This window comes from Tahibacter soli (genome assembly GCF_025717065.2).
GTDB lineage: Bacteria > Pseudomonadota > Gammaproteobacteria > Xanthomonadales > Rhodanobacteraceae > Tahibacter > Tahibacter soli.
On sequence record NZ_JAOVZO020000021.1, the window covers coordinates 25117 to 39816 of the forward strand.

General features: G+C 68.0%; 15 protein-coding genes. 10 read left to right on the forward strand and 5 right to left on the reverse strand.

Annotated elements, in window-relative coordinates:
- The first annotated feature begins 17 nt into the window (after positions 1-17).
- Positions 18-1490, forward strand: a complete 1473-nt coding sequence (locus OD750_RS25365; RefSeq protein WP_263543972.1) for an NHL repeat-containing protein — start codon at positions 18-20, stop codon at positions 1488-1490.
- A gap of 4 nt (positions 1491-1494) precedes the next feature.
- Here the strand turns inward: OD750_RS25365 and OD750_RS25370 are convergent, their stop codons facing one another.
- A complete protein-coding gene (locus OD750_RS25370; RefSeq protein WP_263543971.1) occupies positions 1495-2163 on the reverse strand; it encodes a hypothetical protein in 669 nt (222 codons plus the stop codon).
- 259 nt (positions 2164-2422) lie between these two features.
- Between OD750_RS25370 and OD750_RS25375 the strand changes: the two genes are divergently transcribed.
- From OD750_RS25375 to OD750_RS25385, 3 genes are read left to right on the forward strand one after another with little or no spacing between them, the layout of a single operon-like run.
- On the forward strand, positions 2423-3067 hold the full coding sequence (locus OD750_RS25375; RefSeq protein ID WP_263543970.1) for a cysteine dioxygenase family protein: 645 nt from the start codon (positions 2423-2425) through the stop codon (positions 3065-3067).
- A gap of 42 nt (positions 3068-3109) precedes the next feature.
- Positions 3110-3967 carry a helix-turn-helix domain-containing protein gene (locus OD750_RS25380; protein WP_263543969.1) on the forward strand — a complete coding sequence of 286 codons (858 nt, stop codon included), beginning with the start codon at positions 3110-3112 and terminating at the stop codon, positions 3965-3967.
- A 49-nt stretch (positions 3968-4016) separates the two neighbouring features.
- On the forward strand, positions 4017-4922 hold the full coding sequence (locus tag OD750_RS25385) for an SDR family oxidoreductase (RefSeq protein ID WP_263543968.1): 906 nt from the start codon (positions 4017-4019) through the stop codon (positions 4920-4922).
- 253 nt (positions 4923-5175) lie between these two features.
- Here the strand turns inward: OD750_RS25385 and OD750_RS25390 are convergent, their stop codons facing one another.
- Complete coding sequence (locus OD750_RS25390; RefSeq protein WP_263543967.1) at positions 5176-6654, reverse strand: hypothetical protein; 1479 nt, start codon at positions 6652-6654, stop codon at positions 5176-5178.
- Positions 6655-6821: 167 nt separating this feature from the next.
- Here OD750_RS25390 and OD750_RS25395 point away from each other — a divergent pair, with 167 nt between their 5' ends.
- From OD750_RS25395 to OD750_RS25405, 3 genes are all read left to right on the forward strand, one after another.
- Positions 6822-7469 (forward strand): hypothetical protein, encoded by a 648-nt coding sequence (locus OD750_RS25395; protein ID WP_263543966.1) that lies wholly within the window; start codon positions 6822-6824, stop codon positions 7467-7469.
- A gap of 397 nt (positions 7470-7866) precedes the next feature.
- A complete protein-coding gene (locus OD750_RS25400) occupies positions 7867-8076 on the forward strand; it encodes a SymE family type I addiction module toxin (protein WP_263543965.1) in 210 nt (69 codons plus the stop codon).
- 173 nt (positions 8077-8249) lie between these two features.
- Positions 8250-8828 (forward strand): chorismate mutase, encoded by a 579-nt coding sequence (locus OD750_RS25405; RefSeq protein ID WP_263543964.1) that lies wholly within the window; start codon positions 8250-8252, stop codon positions 8826-8828.
- 108 nt (positions 8829-8936) lie between these two features.
- Here the strand turns inward: OD750_RS25405 and OD750_RS25410 are convergent, their stop codons facing one another.
- The 3 genes from OD750_RS25410 to OD750_RS25420 form a co-directional block, all read right to left on the reverse strand.
- Positions 8937-9881, reverse strand: a complete 945-nt coding sequence (locus OD750_RS25410; RefSeq protein ID WP_263543963.1) for a hypothetical protein — start codon at positions 9879-9881, stop codon at positions 8937-8939.
- Between the two features lie 157 nt (positions 9882-10038).
- Complete coding sequence (locus OD750_RS25415) at positions 10039-10368, reverse strand: type II toxin-antitoxin system RelE/ParE family toxin (RefSeq protein WP_263543962.1); 330 nt, start codon at positions 10366-10368, stop codon at positions 10039-10041.
- The gene (locus OD750_RS25420; protein ID WP_263543961.1) at positions 10365-10643 is read right to left on the reverse strand and encodes a type II toxin-antitoxin system Phd/YefM family antitoxin; all 279 of its coding nucleotides are present in this window, start codon (positions 10641-10643) and stop codon (positions 10365-10367) included. Before OD750_RS25420 ends, OD750_RS25415 begins: the two co-directional genes overlap by 4 nt.
- A 119-nt stretch (positions 10644-10762) precedes the next feature.
- Here OD750_RS25420 and mug point away from each other — a divergent pair, with 119 nt between their 5' ends.
- From mug to OD750_RS25435, 3 genes are all read left to right on the forward strand, one after another.
- Positions 10763-11260, forward strand: a complete 498-nt coding sequence (gene mug / locus OD750_RS25425) for a G/U mismatch-specific DNA glycosylase (protein WP_263543960.1) — start codon at positions 10763-10765, stop codon at positions 11258-11260.
- A gap of 99 nt (positions 11261-11359) precedes the next feature.
- The gene (locus tag OD750_RS25430; RefSeq protein ID WP_263543959.1) at positions 11360-11758 is read left to right on the forward strand and encodes a DoxX family protein; all 399 of its coding nucleotides are present in this window, start codon (positions 11360-11362) and stop codon (positions 11756-11758) included.
- Complete coding sequence (locus OD750_RS25435) at positions 11737-14694, forward strand: sensor histidine kinase (protein WP_263543958.1); 2958 nt, start codon at positions 11737-11739, stop codon at positions 14692-14694. The genes OD750_RS25430 and OD750_RS25435 overlap by 22 nt, the downstream gene beginning before the upstream one ends.
- The last annotated feature ends 6 nt before the right edge of the window (positions 14695-14700 follow it).

Sequence of the window (14700 nt, forward strand, 5' to 3'; positions counted from 1 at the left end):
AAACGAAGGGAGTCATCATGCGCATCCACCTCCTGCCGGCGCTCGCCGCGCTGGCCGCCGCGACCGCGGTCCGTGCCGGTCCCGGCGATTTTGACCCGGCGTTCGGCGCGAACGGCAAGACCGCCGTCGCGTTCGACCAGCCGGGCGGCAACCGCGCCGACCGCGCGATCGCGACGATTCCGCTGGCCGGCGGCGGGCTGCTCGTCGTCGGCAGCGTCGAGCCGCGCGTCAACGCGCACGACATCGTCGGCTTCGCGCGCCTGTTGCCGAACGGCCAGCGCGATACGACGTTCGGCACCGACGGCAAGGTCGTGCAGGAAACGGTGTTCGAGCGCATCGTCGACGCGGGCGTCGACAACGACGGCCGCATCTTCGTCGGCGGGCAGTTTCGCGACCCGAACGGCGGCGATCTCGAATTCGGCGTCATGCGCTACACCGCCGCGGGCCAGCCGGACCTCGGCTACGGCTTCTTCGGCCTCGCGGTTGCCGGCTTCGAACGCGGCGGCAACAACAACGACGCGCTGTCGGCGATTCGCGTGAGCTTCGGCGGCGAGGTGTTCGCCGTCGGCAGCGTCAAGATCGGCGCGGCGGCCGACGTCGACTTCGGCGTCGCGAACTTCGACGTCAACGGTGCGCTCGACACGAGCTTCAGCGACGACGGACTGCTCACGATCGCGTTCGACCTCGACGGCGCGGCCGCGCCCGACGACGCGCTCGCGCTCAGCGAATGGAACCCCAACACCATGCGCGTGGCCGGCACCGCGCTGCGCGCCGACGGCACGCGCGTCGTCGCGGTCGCGTCGTTCCTCACGAGCACCGGCATCCTGACGCCGGCGTTCTGCAGCGACACGTCGTGCCAGGGCGTACAGGGATCGCTCGTGGCGGGGCCGGGCAAGCGCACCTTCAAGTTCGACCCGACGGTCGCGAGCACCGACTTCGTCACCGGCGGCGCGCTGCAGACCGGTACGGGCGGCGGCTTCGCGGTCGTCGGCACCTCGACGACGACGGGATCGGTTGCGGTGCGCGGCGCGATCGGCGTGATGACGCAGAGCGGCCTGCTGCTGCCGCGCGCCGGCGACCCGCGGTTCGGCCGTGCGCTGATCGACCTCGGCAACCCGACGGTGCCGACGTCGGTCGTGCACCGGTTCGGCGACGCGCACTGGATCGTCGCGGGCTACCTCGGCGCGTCGCCTGCCATGGTCGGCTTCGCCGGCTACTTCGACGCGAACGTCGAGGCGGATACGAGCTTCACGATGTCGAGCCTCGGCGGCCCGCCGCTGCCGTCGGCGTACCAGCTCATCGAGTTTCCGCGCCAGAACGCCGCGCAGCCGGTGGAGACGTATCCGGCATCGCTCGCGATCGATACCGAGCAGCGCATCGTCGGCGCCGGCTCGCGGCTTTGGGCGCGGTCGACGGGGATCGAAGACACCGACTACGCGGTGTTCCGTCTCGACGACAGCGATGCGATCTTCGCGGACGGGTTCGAGTGACGCGTCAGTCGTAGTACTGCGTCAGCAGCACGCGCGGCGTGTAGCGGCGCTCGCGTGTCGACATCGTGTCGGGCGCGCCGGCCGGCGGTTCGCCGCGATCGAACACGCGGATGCCGTAGGCGCCGGCCGCGCGATTGCCCCACCAGACGTAGACGTCGTTCTCGTCGACGACCACGCGCGTGTCGGGCGGCAGACGATCGACGATGCGCGGCTGCGAATTCCGCAGCGCGCGCAGTTCGCGACGCAACTCGTGCGTGACGCGCGGCGGCGCCGCGGCGACCTGTGCGCGCGCCGCCGAGGCGAACTCGACGAGGGCGGCTTCTTCGATGTCCGCGGCCCGCAGCGACTGCGTCATGCCCCACAGATACGGCGGCGGCAGCGCGAACGGGACGAACCACAGCGCGACGAGTACCGTGAGCGCGATGACATAGCGCGGATGCACGCGGCGTTGCACGGTGCGTACGACGAGCGCCAGCCCGAACACGATCGTGCCGAGCGTACCGACGGCGATCGCGAAGGCGGCGACGACGAACAGCAGCATCAGATCGCCGTCGAACCGCCAGCCGGCGACGAAGGCGACGGCATAGGCGAACAGACGTGCCGCGAGCACGAGCGTCGCAAGCACCAGTGCGTTCGCCGCGACGCGTGTCATCGGATAGTTTTCGTCGGTCATCGCCCGATACTAGCGAGCCGGACGTGACGACGCTCGCGCCGCGCACTCATGAAGAAACGGAATGTGCTTAGCGCGACGACGCTCGCGCGCGCTTTCGCCGATCCGCGCCGAAGCCGCGCCGCCACGCCGAATGTCACGCGACACGACGCGCGACGCGTCATGCCGGGCCCGCCCTCGAGGCGCGCGGGACTTAACCGGTGCCTAACGGCGCGCCGCCAATGATCGAAGCCGACAGCCATCCTTCGTTCGGAGATTCGCGATGCTCACCTCGACGCTGCACGAACCTTCCTCCGTCTACGCCACGCGCACCGTATCGGCTTCGGCGCCGCGCGAGTTTCCCGGTCTGCGCCAGATCGTGCGCGAAGTCGAAACGGCCTGGGGACTGCGCGAGACGACCGAAGTCGTCCGCGCGCTCAACGCGCGCATGCCGGCGCTGATCGAACGCTACCGGCCGCAGCTGCCGGGCTGGGCGAATGGCGTCGACACGCACGCCGCGTCGTACCGGCGCATCGAACTGCATCACTGCCCGCTGCACGGATTCCAGATTCTCGCGATGGTCTGGGGACCGGGGCAGGGCACGCCGGTGCACGACCATCGCGACCAGTGGGGCATCGAATCGGTGTGGCAGGGCGAACTCGACGTCGTCGACTTTGCCGTGAAAGGATCGGCCGGCGATCTCGTGCGGCTCGAACCGAGCAACGTCTCGCGCCTGTCGACGGGCCGCTCGCTCGGCTTCACGCCGGAGCAGGGCCTGCATCTGTGCCGCAATCCGTCGCATCGCAACGCGACGATTTCGCTGCACATCTACGCGCGGGCGCTCGATGCGTTCAACCAGTACGTCGACATCGGCGACGGGTGGTACGAACGACGCGAGTACGTGCCGTCGCAACAGCATTCGCAGTGACCTCGGCAACGACGCGCGCGGGCGCCGTCGTATGATCGCCGCATGCCCGAACGCCTGTTCGTCCAGCTCGACGACGACCCGACCGCCGGCCCGCAGTCCGGCACGGGCGGCGCGTTCCGCGCGTTCGCCTTCGCGCCGGCATTGCGCGGGCACGTCGCGAGCGTCATGGCGTATCGCGAAGCGTTCGCGGCCGGGCACGAGGTCTGCGAACGCGTGCTGCCGGACGGCGCGGTGCGCCTCGCGTTCAATCTCGGCGACGCGCCGGGTGTCGGCGACGACGTCGGCCATGCGATCGAAGCGATCGGCGCGTCGACCGCGCCGGCGCTCGTGCGGCTGCGCGGTCGCATCCACGGACTCACCGTAACACTGCAACCCGGCGCCGCCGCGGCGCTGCTCGGTCTGCCCGCCGGCGAAATCGCCGGCGGCGCGGTGCATCTCGACGACGTCTGGGGACGTGCCGGTTCCGCGCTGCTCGAACGTCTCGCCGCCGCGCGCGACGACGCGGCGCGCGCGGCGCTCGTCATGGCCGAGCTCGAACGGCGTCTCGCGCATGCCGGCGCCGTCGCGCCGCCGGTCGCCGCGCACGCGGCGCGGCTGATCGCCGCCTCGCGGGGTCGCATGACGGTGCGCGAGGTCGCCGCGACGCTCGGCGTCGGCGAGCGTCGCCTGCAGCAGCTGTTCCATGCGCAGGTCGGCCTTTCGCCGCGCGCGTGGAGCCGCCTCGCGCGGCTGCGCGCGTGCCTGCGTGCGCTGCGCGAGTCGCCGGCGCCGCGCTGGGCCGACGTCGCCGTCGATGGCGGCTTCTACGACCAGTCGCACCTCGTCAACGAATTCCGCGCGCTGTGCGGCATGACGCCGACCGAATATCTCGGCAGCGTTGCGGGTTCTTCCAATACGTAGCGCCGCCGCCGCGCTACCGTCGTCGCACGACTCGACGGGAGAACGCACGATGCAAGACGGCAACGACAAACCCCTGAAGGACTGCGTGGTCGTGGTCACCGGTGCGAGCCGCGGCGGCGGACGCGGCATCGCGCACGAACTCGGCGCGGCCGGCGCGACGGTCTACGTCACCGGCCGCAGCACGCGCGAGCGGCCGGCCGACACGTACGCGCGGATCCTCGCGCTGTCGGGAGAGACGACGCTGCCCGGCAGCATCGACGACACCGCCGACGAAGTGACGCGCGCCGGCGGTCGCGGCATCGCGGTGCGCTGCGACCACACGCGCGACGACGACGTCGCCGCGCTGTTCGACCGCGTGCGCCGCGACCACGGCCGCGTGGACCTGCTCGTAAACAACGCGTGGGGCGGGCACGAGGTATTCGACGGCGTGTTCGTCGCGCCGTTCTGGGAGCGACCGCTCGATCAGTGGGACGCGATGATCGACCGCGGCGTGCGCAACCACTGGCTCGCGAGCCGGCATGCGGCGCCGCTGATGGTCGCCGCGAAGCGCGGCTTGATCGTCACGACAACGTTCTGGGACCGCGACCGCTACCTCGACGGCAACCTGATGTACGACCTGGCGAAGGCGGCGATGACGCGGCTCGCGTTCGGGATGGCGCAGGAACTGAAGCCGCACGGCGTGGCGTCGGTCGCGGTGTCGCCGGGGTGGATGCGGACGGAGTTCATTCTGGCGGGCTTCAAGACGGACGAGGCGCATTGGCACGAGGTGCCGGCGCTGGCGCGGACCGAGTCGCCGCGGTATCTCGGGCGGGCGGTTGCGGCGTTGGCGGGGGATGTGGAGGTGATCGCGAAGACGGGGAGGGTGGTGACGGTGGGGGAGCTGGCGCGCGAGTATGGGTTTACCGATGTCGATGGGCGGCAGCCGGTGGCGTTTGAGATGGGCACGGACGCGTAGGGGATAGCTTCGAAGAGTAGCCGCAGATTTGGCGAATCTTCTATCTTCTGACTTTGCTTCTCTCTACCTTCGTCCCGGCGGAGGCCGGATTACGCCGGCTCGGTTGCTGAAACGAGCAGTCGAGCAGCGAATGAGTCGAAGGTCAAATCAATCATATTTATCTCTTAGGAAAAATGTATATTAAATGCCATTGCCATCGACATAGTTTGAACACTACGAGTGCCGCAAAGTGAGTGTTGGATGTATCGGTAAACTATGGCGACTTCTTCCGCTTCTCCGCCTGCCTTGCCATCTGCCTCTGCCGTCTTGCTTGCTCGCGTGTGACCGGCAGTGGAAACTCATGAGCTGTCCTTTTCTCACCTGTAGCCGTCCAGCCGAAGCGTTCCATATCCCCTCTAGTCTGCCGTTCGATTTCTTCGTTCCAGTCTTCGAAGTCGACGAGAAGCAAGGCCTCGGATACATGCCCCCGGTGAGGTGCATGAAAGCCGAGGACAAGTGCTTGCTCTATGTTTGGTAGCCGAATTTTGAGTGAGCGCGCATACGCGAGCATGACCTCGGCCCGAACGTTCCTGTATTCATCGTCTGGAGCGCTGGCGGGCTGAGCCAAGGCGACGCCTGCATAGGCTAGCGCGTCTTTGTCCAGCAACGTTCGACATGCTGTCATCACTTCCCCGGCTTGGTAAGTTACGAGTTGTGAAACCATTTCTCCCAGAGCGCGTCGCTCAGCGCGTCGTGCAAGGGCCATGCTGCGGAGCGCACGCTCGGTATCCAAGCGCGAGGCGCCTCCAACCACATTTCCGTCGCGCCAAATCTCAGTAAAGTACTCGATCGTTTCGTCCCATAGGTAGCTAATCTTGTTTGCTGCTTTCGCACTCCGATATTGCGGCAGGCCTCGGAAAAACTTGTAGTTACTTTCATCGACCAAGATTCCGTCGGGTCTGCCCGCACTTGGTGGAATGAAGGTGTATTTACCATTCGCATCCAGTGTCGTTAGATAGTGGGCTAGAAGGTCTTCCTCGCCGGTCGCCAAGACTTGTGTGAGCGACATGGCCTCCTCCTTCCTTGCCAGATACTCAATAAAATCGCCAATCGTGTCGCGCTCAGACATGAGCACATGCAGTGCGACATCATCAAGCACATGCACGAATGGCGCATTGAGAGGCGCTCCATCGATTCGAAACTGCTGGTGGGGGGCATCACCATCGTGAGCGGACCCGCAAACCATTAGGCTTCCCGATCCACCACCGAAGAAGCGTTGACACCGTTTACGTGCGTTCAGAGCAACAACTACTCTATGTATGCGGATAGAAGCGTGGTCAGGAATCTCGACATCCAGTCGCTTCGAACAGCGGCTATCCGCGAATACGCGTCCTGGATGCTGTCGCAACCAACGCTCTGCGCCGGATATCTGCTTGACGGACTCTGCGACCGCTCGCTTCCACCATCGCTTCCAATCCAGGTCTTCCTTCCCGGTGTCCGGGTAAGCACACGACTTGTCCGAGAAGATAATGACGTCGTTGCCAAAAACGACGAGCAGATCGCAGAGTTCCTTGCCTTCGCCACGCTGCGCGAATCCTTTGTCTTGGTACGGGCTGGGATATGACCATAGCGACAGGAAACTACGTGAACAGAGTTTCGCGAGGACTTTTTCGGATGCGGTCGGCATTTCCAGTCCCTTGTTGGGGCCGAACGCAAATTCTAGTCCTATTCTGGAAGCGGCAACTTGGCCCATCCGAGGTTTTCGAAGAATTGCGGGGCGTCTGCAGGGATGTTTTGAGACAGTGTCCAGCGGCGTCCACGACCGAACCCACATCAGGACCGTCGAATTTCGCAGTTGACTTCAAGACAATCGGATTCTGAGAGTTTCGGAGCGAATCGCTCCGTGATTAAGGAGTAGCGATGTATACCTTCATTGTGCCATGGGACTGGACGGCGATCGGTAGCGTAGCCAGTGCCGCCGCGGCGATTGCCGCCCTCATCACGGCCTGGATCACGTTCCGTATCGGTCAACGAACGCTGGCTGTTGCTCGGAGATCGGCGGACGTTGCTGAACGAGCAGCGCAAACTTCAGAGCGCGTCGCCGCAGACATGGAAGGCAAGCGAAAGCGTCGCAGAATTGCTCACGCCCTCTCGGTCGCGAGGGAACTGGACGCGGCGCTGTTTCGGCTAAAGGGGGCTCGTGATGCGCTCGCTAGGAACGGTACCAATCCACGCAATGCGGTCGAAGACGCGCTTGACAAGCTTAAGATGATTTCGCTGCCAGCGCTCGAATCTGCGATGACCGAGATCGACCTTTTCGACTACACGGACGTTGTGAATCTGACTGCATCATGGAGCAACTGGGAGCGATTGCGCTTCATGTTTGGAACTGACTTTTCCCGCACGGTCGGTGACGCAAGCCGTGTTCTGGATTTCACGTCGATCTCGGTCAAGCAGCTCGTACAAAACTGGTTCTCGACCCGCGATGCGTTGGTCACGTCGGCTGGTATCGGGATGCTTCCCGGGATCTTCCTGTGCGTGGACGATACCCACACTAGCGGCACTTAATTCGGCGGTGATGTGTCGCAAGCACACGCCACCGCAGTCCACCACTTCACTTGATCTGTCCGTTCTGGCCTTGCGCGTCGGTCTGGTGATGGCGAGACAGAGCTATAGGAGCGCAGTTCCGGAGTTCCAAGTCCGGAAGTCCCTAACGACGTGTCGCGGCAGCCGCAAATCTCGCCGCATTTAGCGCAATACACATTGCTCGCTGCGGTCGTCGCAGTGTAGCCCCGTGCTCGGCCGGTCAAGGACTGCGCAAGTTCGCTGCGCGAATCCTTGACCGGCCTCCGCGCGGGGCTCCTGAAAGGTCGCCCACAGCGACCAATCGCTTGAGGGCCAAGCGCGAACGGCGCGGTGACAGCCGCGCCGTTCGCTTTCCACAAGCCACTTATTGGAGTGACTCATGGCCAAGCGCAATCCTACCTCCCGCAACGCCTCCACCCGCCAAATCCGCGTCGGCAAGATCTGCTACGCCGAAGGCGTGAACTTCGCCGCCTGCGACGTCCCGCACATCCGCCTCCTCGGCCACTGGCTCGCCGACGCCGGCTTCATGCCGGACGACGAAGTCACCGTCCGCATCCGCGACGGCTGCCTCGTTCTCACCCGCCGCTGATCGACGGCACGGCACCCGTCCCGCCCGGGGCGGGTGCCCCTCGAGTTCCGGACGGACAGCCATGAGCGCCGTTCCAGACGGCCATCACGGGCGTCCCCGACGTTGCCCGCGACGCATAGGCAACACGCGCGCAGTACGCGAGAATCCGGCGTCCTTCGTCTGCGGAAACGGTCATGCCGACGTTCGGTAAATCGCTGGCCTTCGCGTGCTTCGCATCGATCGCCTTTGCGGCGACGCCGTCGCATGCCGACGACGCCGCGTCGTTCCGGCCGTTGATCGAAGCGAGCGCCGAGCGTCTCGCGTTGGCCGAGGCGGTCGCGCAGAGCAAGTTCGCGCGCGCGGCGCCGGTGCTCGACGCGGCGCGCGAACGCCAGGTGCTCGACGCGGCGGCGCAGGAGGGCGCGACGATCGGTCTGCCTGACGCGTACGTGCGCCAGGTCGTCGGCGATCAGATCGAAGCGAACAAGCTCGTGCAGTACGCGCTGATCGCGCAGTGGCGTGCGACCGGCACGCTGCCGGCCACGGCGCCGCCGGATCTGGCGGCGACCGTCCGACCGCGGCTCGACCGGCTGCAGCGCGCCGTGCTCGAAGGCTTGCGCAATGTCGGCAGCCTGCGCGGCGCCAGCGACTGCGAAACACGCCGCGACGCGGCAGTCATGGCCTACGCGCAGGAGAAGGCGTCGACGCCGCTGCAGCAGACGGCGCTCGTGAGGTCGCTGGTGGGGGTTTGCCAGTTGTCCGGCGGACGCTGATCGCGCGGGGGACTGCCAAGGCCGGGTCAGGGCCTGCTCAGCGGGCGCGGAAAGGTTGACCGAACCGCGGCACGATGCCGGCGCGCGAGCACGCCGCTCCGCTGCCGATCACTGGAACCCGTTGCCGAAGATCGCATCGACCATCAGCCCGACATCGCTCATCAGCGCGCGGTCGAGCGCGCCGATGTCGTAGCGCGTGCCGCGGTAGAACACGACACCGTTCATCAGCTCATCGATAAGCGTCGCGTCGGGCGCGGCGGCTTCGCGCGCGAACGATGGCGGCGCGTCGATCGACGGCGGCAGTTCGCACGTCGCCTGCGGTACCGGTGCGCCGTACGCCCATTCGACCGGCGCGAGCGATTGCCGCGCCGGGTGCGCCGCGAGCAGTGCCGCATTACCCCAGTGCTTGTTGTTGCCGGTCGTGACGTCGGGTGCGTAGCCCCAGGCCGCGACGGCGTAGGGACCGGTGATCACGCTCGGTGCGCCGGGCTGCATCCAGCGGTCGAACGTCGACCAGTACGTCGCCGGCGGCACGCCGGTCGTCAGATCGGCCCAGCCGTTGTACGCGAGCACGTGGCCGATCTCGTGCAGCGCCACGCTCATCGCGTCGGTGCGGTTCGCCGGCACCGGCGCCGTGCGCGCGGCCGGCGCGGGATCGAACCACAGCTCGTTGCGCAGATACGCAAGACCGAACGTCACGGTGCCGTCGGGCGCCGCGCCGTTCGGGTCGGTGCCGGTGCGCAGCTCGTACGCGACGCCTTGCTCGTAGGTCGTGCGGCCGGCGATCGTGCCGATCGGCGACGACGCATTGCTCGTGCCGTTCGCGGTCGGCACGTTGCTCACGGCGACGCGCAGCTCGATCGCGCGTGTGGCCGTGATGCCGAGCGCCTGCATCCAGCGCCGGCCGGCTTCGCGCAGATGGGTTTCGACGTTGCCGCGCTCGTCGGCCGTCAGCACGTTCGCCGACGCGTCGAAGTCGACGGTGAAGGTCACCTGCGCGTGCGCGGCGGAAGCGGCCAGCGCGAACGCGGCCGTGGCGAATCGACGAATCATGGCGGCTCCCGGCGTCGTTGTCGGCGTCAGGGCGGCAAAGCGCGGCGTAGTGTCGCATGGCGCGCGGATGTTGCCGAAGCGTACGGCGAGATTGTTGCCTTCTCCCCGACAGCACGACGCGCTGCCCACGTTGCGGACTAGCGCGACAAGGGCGAATTCAGGCGCCGAGCAGGCGCCGCGCCAACAGCGTTTGAAGATTGCGTCGACCGTCGGCGATCAGGTAGACCACGACACGACGGTCGTCGATTCCATAGATGGCGCGATACGGTTTGAAAGTCGCCTGGCGGTAGTCACGGATGCCAAGCGCGAGCAATTCCCGCGGATGACTGCCGCGTTCGGGCGTCTGCGATAGCGACTCGATGACTTTGACGAGCCTGTCGACCACGTGATCGGCATGCTCAATGCAGTCGTATGTTTCGATGTAGTCGTAGATCTCGAGGAGGTCTTGCTTTGCATCGTCTGTGACGACGACGGCGAAGCGACTCATGTGTTGTCCGAGCGCTTCACGCGCAGTTGCGCGATGACGTCACCGATCGGCGTCGTTTTTCCGGCCGCAACCTGCTGTCTGCCGAGCGCGAGAATCTTCAAAAGTGCTAACGTTTCCTGCGTCTCTTCGAACGACGCGATGTCTTGCAGTACGGCCTTCGCTTCGCCGTTCTGCGTGATGATCAACGGCTGACGGCTGTCGGCGAGATCGGTCAACACGTCTGCCGCGTTGGCCTTGAGATAACTGATGGGTTTGATCTGCGAGGAGTAACGCATAGGTGTCTGTCGCAGCAAGGGGTGGACTGAATATAGTCTTTTTCGGTCTTGTCGCCAAGCGTTGCCTATCGCGACATATCGGGATCGATATGCGGATTCTTGAAGTTGCGAGCAACACGATGAATCCTTTGCCCGACCTCCTCGCCCCGAACCTCGCCGTCGTTTTCTGCGGCATCAACCCGGGCCTGCGCGCGGCCGAAATCGGCCATCACTTCGCCGGCCGCAACAACCGCTTCTGGACCGTGCTGCATCGCGCGGGCTTCACGCCGACCGTGTTCGCGCCGGAAGACGACGCGCGCCTCCTCGACCACGGTTGCGGTCTGACGACGACCGTCGCGCGCGCGAGCGCGTCGGCCGCCGACCTCGACGCGGCGGAGTTCCGTCGTGACGCGCCGGCGCTGATCGAAAAACTGGAAAAGTATTGCCCGCGCTTCGTCGCGTTCCTCGGCCGCGACGCGTATCGCCCGTTCGCGCCGCGCCATGCCGCGTGGGGCGAGCAGCGCGAGCGCGTCGGCGGCGCGATCGCCTGGCTGCTGCCGAATCCGAGCGGTTTGAACCGCATGACGCTCGACGATCTCGTCGAGGCTTACGCCGAGTTGCACCGCGCCGCGCTCTGACTTCTACCCGTTCGGGTAGAAAAACCTGCCCGACACGGGTTCGACCGGCGCGCCGCCGCACGCGATGCTGCGCGCATCTTCCGTCGGAACCGCGCGCTCATGTCGTCGTCGCTGTCCACCCCGGCCGGCTGGTTCGCGCGCGCGGCGCTGTGCCTCGCGTTCGTCTACAGCGGCGTCGCCAAGATCCTCGACTGGCCCGGCGCGCTCGCCGAGCAGGCGCATTTCGGTCTCGAACCGGCGGCGCTGTTCGCCGCCGCGACGATCGCGGTGCAGCTCGGCGGCTCGGCGCTCGTGCTGTTCGCGCGCGGCCGCGCTCGCGCGCTCGGCGCGCTCGCGCTCGCGGCGTTCACGATCGCGGCCACGCTGATCGCGCACGCGTTCTGGCGCGAAACCGGCATCGACCGCTTCCGCGATCTCAACGCCTTTCTCGAACACATCGGCCTCGTCGGCGGCTTCGTGCTGGTCGCCGCGCTCGCGTGGCGCGAGACTCGCGCCTAACCCTCGCGCTGCGCACGCTCGCAGCGCTCGCCGGCGCGTTCGCGGCGCCGCACGCGCGCGCGCTCGACGCCGACCTTGCGATTACGCAGTTCTACCACACGGCCTGGACCGTCAAGGAAGGCGCGCCCGGCGAGGTCACCGCGCTCGCGCAGACCGCCGACGGCTGGCTGTGGATCGGCACGCACGCCGGCCTCTATCGCTTCGACGGCGTGCGCTTCGAGCGCGTCGTCGCGCCGCACGGCACGGCGTTTCCGTCGCAGAGCGTGTCGGCGCTGTACGCGGCGCCGCGCGGCGGGCTGTGGATCGGCTATCGCTACGGTGACGCAACCTTGCTCGACGGCGACCGGCTGACGAACTACAGCGCGCTCGACGGCGGCTTTTCGACCGGCTCGGTGTTCGGCTTCGCGGCCGAACGCGACGGCACGATCTGGGCCGCGACGTTCCGCGGCCTGCAGCGGTTCGACGGCACGCGCTGGCGCTGGGCTGGCGGCGACCGCGACTTTCCCGGCACGCAGGCGCGCGCCGTGTTCGTCGATCGCGACGGCACGGTCTGGGCCGCGTCGGAAGACGCGATCGCCCGGCTGCCGCGCGGCGCGGCACGTTTCGAACGCGTCGCCGGGCGCGCGGCGCTCGCGAGCCGCTTCGCGCAAGGGCCCGACGGCGCTATCTGGATCGCCGAGACCGGCGGCGGCGTGCGCCGCGTCGACGCGGCCGGCGCCGCGCTCGCGCCGGCCGCGCTCTCGACCGCCGCGAGCGGTCTGCTGTTCGATCGCGACGGCGGCTTGTGGATCGCGAGCGCGGGGCAGGGATTGCGGCGAATGCCGCGCCCCGCGAGCGGCGCGGTGCAGGCGTTCGAGGAACGCGACGGCCTGTCGGCCGATTTCGCCGGTCCGCTCGTCGAAGACCGCGAAGGCAGCTTGTGGGTCGGCACGAGCCGCGGCCTGGACCGCCTGCGCCGCGCGAATCTGGTTCCGGCCGCGCTGCCGAACGGCGCGCACGATTTCGCGCTCGCGGCCGGCGAGCGCGGCGAGGTCTGGGTCGGCACGCGCAACCGGCCGCTGCTGCGCCTCGCCGCGGACGGCACGTCGCACGTCGCGCTCGATCGCACGATCACCTGCGCCTATCGCGATCGCGACGGCGGCCTGTGGTTCGGCGGTTCGGGCGGCATCTGGCGCCGCCGCGGCGAATCGATCGAGCGCATCGCCGAACTGCCGGCCGAGGCCAAGGCGTCGAGCGTGCAGGCGATCGCGCGCGACGCGGCGGGCACGCTCTGGGTGTCGTTGAATGCTCCCGGCGTTTTTCTGTATCGCGACGGCCGCTGGGTGCACTGGCGCGAGCAGGCCGAACTCCTGACGCGCGCGTCGCCGCTGACGCTGATGGCCGATGCGCGCGGCGCGGTCTGGCTCGGGTTTTCGCACAACCGCATCGTGCGGTTCGACGGCGCGACGTCGCGCCTGTTCGACGACAAGGACGGGCTCGACATCGGCAACGTGACAGCGCTGCACGAGCGTCGCGACGGCCGCGCCTGGATCGGCGGCGCGCGCGGCCTCGCGCTGTTCGACGGCGCGCGCTTCGCGAGCGTCGCCGCCGAAGCGGGTGCGCCGTTCGAGGGCGCGACCGGCATCGTCGAGCGTGCGAACGGCGAGCTGTGGATCAACGCCGGCGCCGGCGTCGTGCGCATCGACGCGGTCGCGACCGCCGCGTTTCTCGCCGATGCGTCGCGCCGCGTCGCGGTCGACGTGTTCGATACGCTCGACGGCCGGCCCGGCATTCCGCCGCAGTTCCGGCCGCTGCCGTCGGCGGTCGAGGCGAGCGACGGCCGGCTGTGGTTCGCGACGACCGGCGGCGTCGTCGCGCTCGATCCCGCGCGCCTCGTGCGCAATCCGCTGCCGCCGCCGGTGAGCGTGCGGTCGCTGCACGTCGGCGACGTCGAATATCCGCTCGCCGGCGTGCCGCGGCTGCCGCCGCGTCCGTCGCAGCTGCGCATCGGCTACACCGCGACGAGCCTTGCGATTCCCGAGCGCGTGCGCTTTCGCTACCGGCTCGAAGGCCAGGACGCCGACTGGCAGAACGCCGGCACGCGGCGCGAGGCGTCGTACACGAATCTCGCGCCCGGCGCGTACCGGTTCCGGGTGATCGCGGCGAACGACGCGGGCGTCTGGAACGAGGCGGGCGCGGCGATCGACTTCGTCGTCGCGCCGGCGTTCTTCGAAACGGCGTGGTTTCGCGCGCTCGCCGCCGCGGCCGTGCTCGGCGTGCTGTACGGTCTGTACCTTGCACGTCTGCGCCGCGTCGCCGAGCGCGTGCGCGCGCGCGCCGAGGAACGCCATCTCGAACGCGAACGCATCGCGCGCGAACTGCACGACACGCTGCTGCAGGGCGTGCAGGGGCTGCTGTTGAAATTCGACGCCGCGGTTCATTCGCTGCCGGACGGCGGCGCGAAGGAGCGGCTCGGCAAGGTGCTCGACCGCGCGCGCGAAGTCGTCGTCGAGGGGCGCGACCGCGTGATGGCGCTGCGCGCGTCCGGGGCCGATCGCGATCTCGCGCAAGCGCTCGACGAAGTCGCCGCGGAACTCGCGCCCGACGGCTGCCGCGTGCGCGTGATCGAGATCGGCGAGGCGTTCGCGCTCGATCCGCTCGTCGCCGACGAGGCGTACTACATCGCGCGGGAGGCGCTGATCAACGCGCTCAAGCATGCGCGCGCGGCGCGCATCGACGTGGAGGTCGACCGCCGCCGCGGCCTCGCCGTGCGCGTTCGCGACGACGGCTGCGGCATCGATCCGGCGATACTCGCGGCCGGCGCCAAGGCGGGGCAGTGGGGCCTGCCCGGCATGCGCGAGCGCGCCGCGCGCATCGGCGCGACGCTCGCGATCCGCAGCCGCGCCGGCACGACGCTCGTGGAACTGCGCGTGCCGGCGAAGGTCGCGCGCGGGTAGCGGGCG

Coding starts and splice junctions, on each gene's coding strand:
- OD750_RS25430 (WP_263543959.1), top strand. CDS start 11,360: ATGTCGTCGTCGCTGTCCACCCCGGCCGGCTGGTTCGCGCGCGCGGCG.
- OD750_RS25375 (WP_263543970.1), top strand. CDS start 2,423: ATGCTCACCTCGACGCTGCACGAACCTTCCTCCGTCTACGCCACGCGC.
- OD750_RS25405 (WP_263543964.1), top strand. CDS start 8,250: ATGCCGACGTTCGGTAAATCGCTGGCCTTCGCGTGCTTCGCATCGATC.
- OD750_RS25385 (WP_263543968.1), top strand. CDS start 4,017: ATGCAAGACGGCAACGACAAACCCCTGAAGGACTGCGTGGTCGTGGTC.
- mug (WP_263543960.1), top strand. CDS start 10,763: ATGAATCCTTTGCCCGACCTCCTCGCCCCGAACCTCGCCGTCGTTTTC.
- OD750_RS25420 (WP_263543961.1), bottom strand. CDS start 10,643: ATGCGTTACTCCTCGCAGATCAAACCCATCAGTTATCTCAAGGCCAAC.
- OD750_RS25390 (WP_263543967.1), bottom strand. CDS start 6,654: ATGGGCCAAGTTGCCGCTTCCAGAATAGGACTAGAATTTGCGTTCGGC.
- OD750_RS25365 (WP_263543972.1), top strand. CDS start 18: ATGCGCATCCACCTCCTGCCGGCGCTCGCCGCGCTGGCCGCCGCGACC.
- OD750_RS25380 (WP_263543969.1), top strand. CDS start 3,110: ATGCCCGAACGCCTGTTCGTCCAGCTCGACGACGACCCGACCGCCGGC.
- OD750_RS25395 (WP_263543966.1), top strand. CDS start 6,822: ATGTATACCTTCATTGTGCCATGGGACTGGACGGCGATCGGTAGCGTA.
- OD750_RS25415 (WP_263543962.1), bottom strand. CDS start 10,368: ATGAGTCGCTTCGCCGTCGTCGTCACAGACGATGCAAAGCAAGACCTC.
- OD750_RS25370 (WP_263543971.1), bottom strand. CDS start 2,163: ATGACCGACGAAAACTATCCGATGACACGCGTCGCGGCGAACGCACTG.
- OD750_RS25410 (WP_263543963.1), bottom strand. CDS start 9,881: ATGATTCGTCGATTCGCCACGGCCGCGTTCGCGCTGGCCGCTTCCGCC.
- OD750_RS25400 (WP_263543965.1), top strand. CDS start 7,867: ATGGCCAAGCGCAATCCTACCTCCCGCAACGCCTCCACCCGCCAAATC.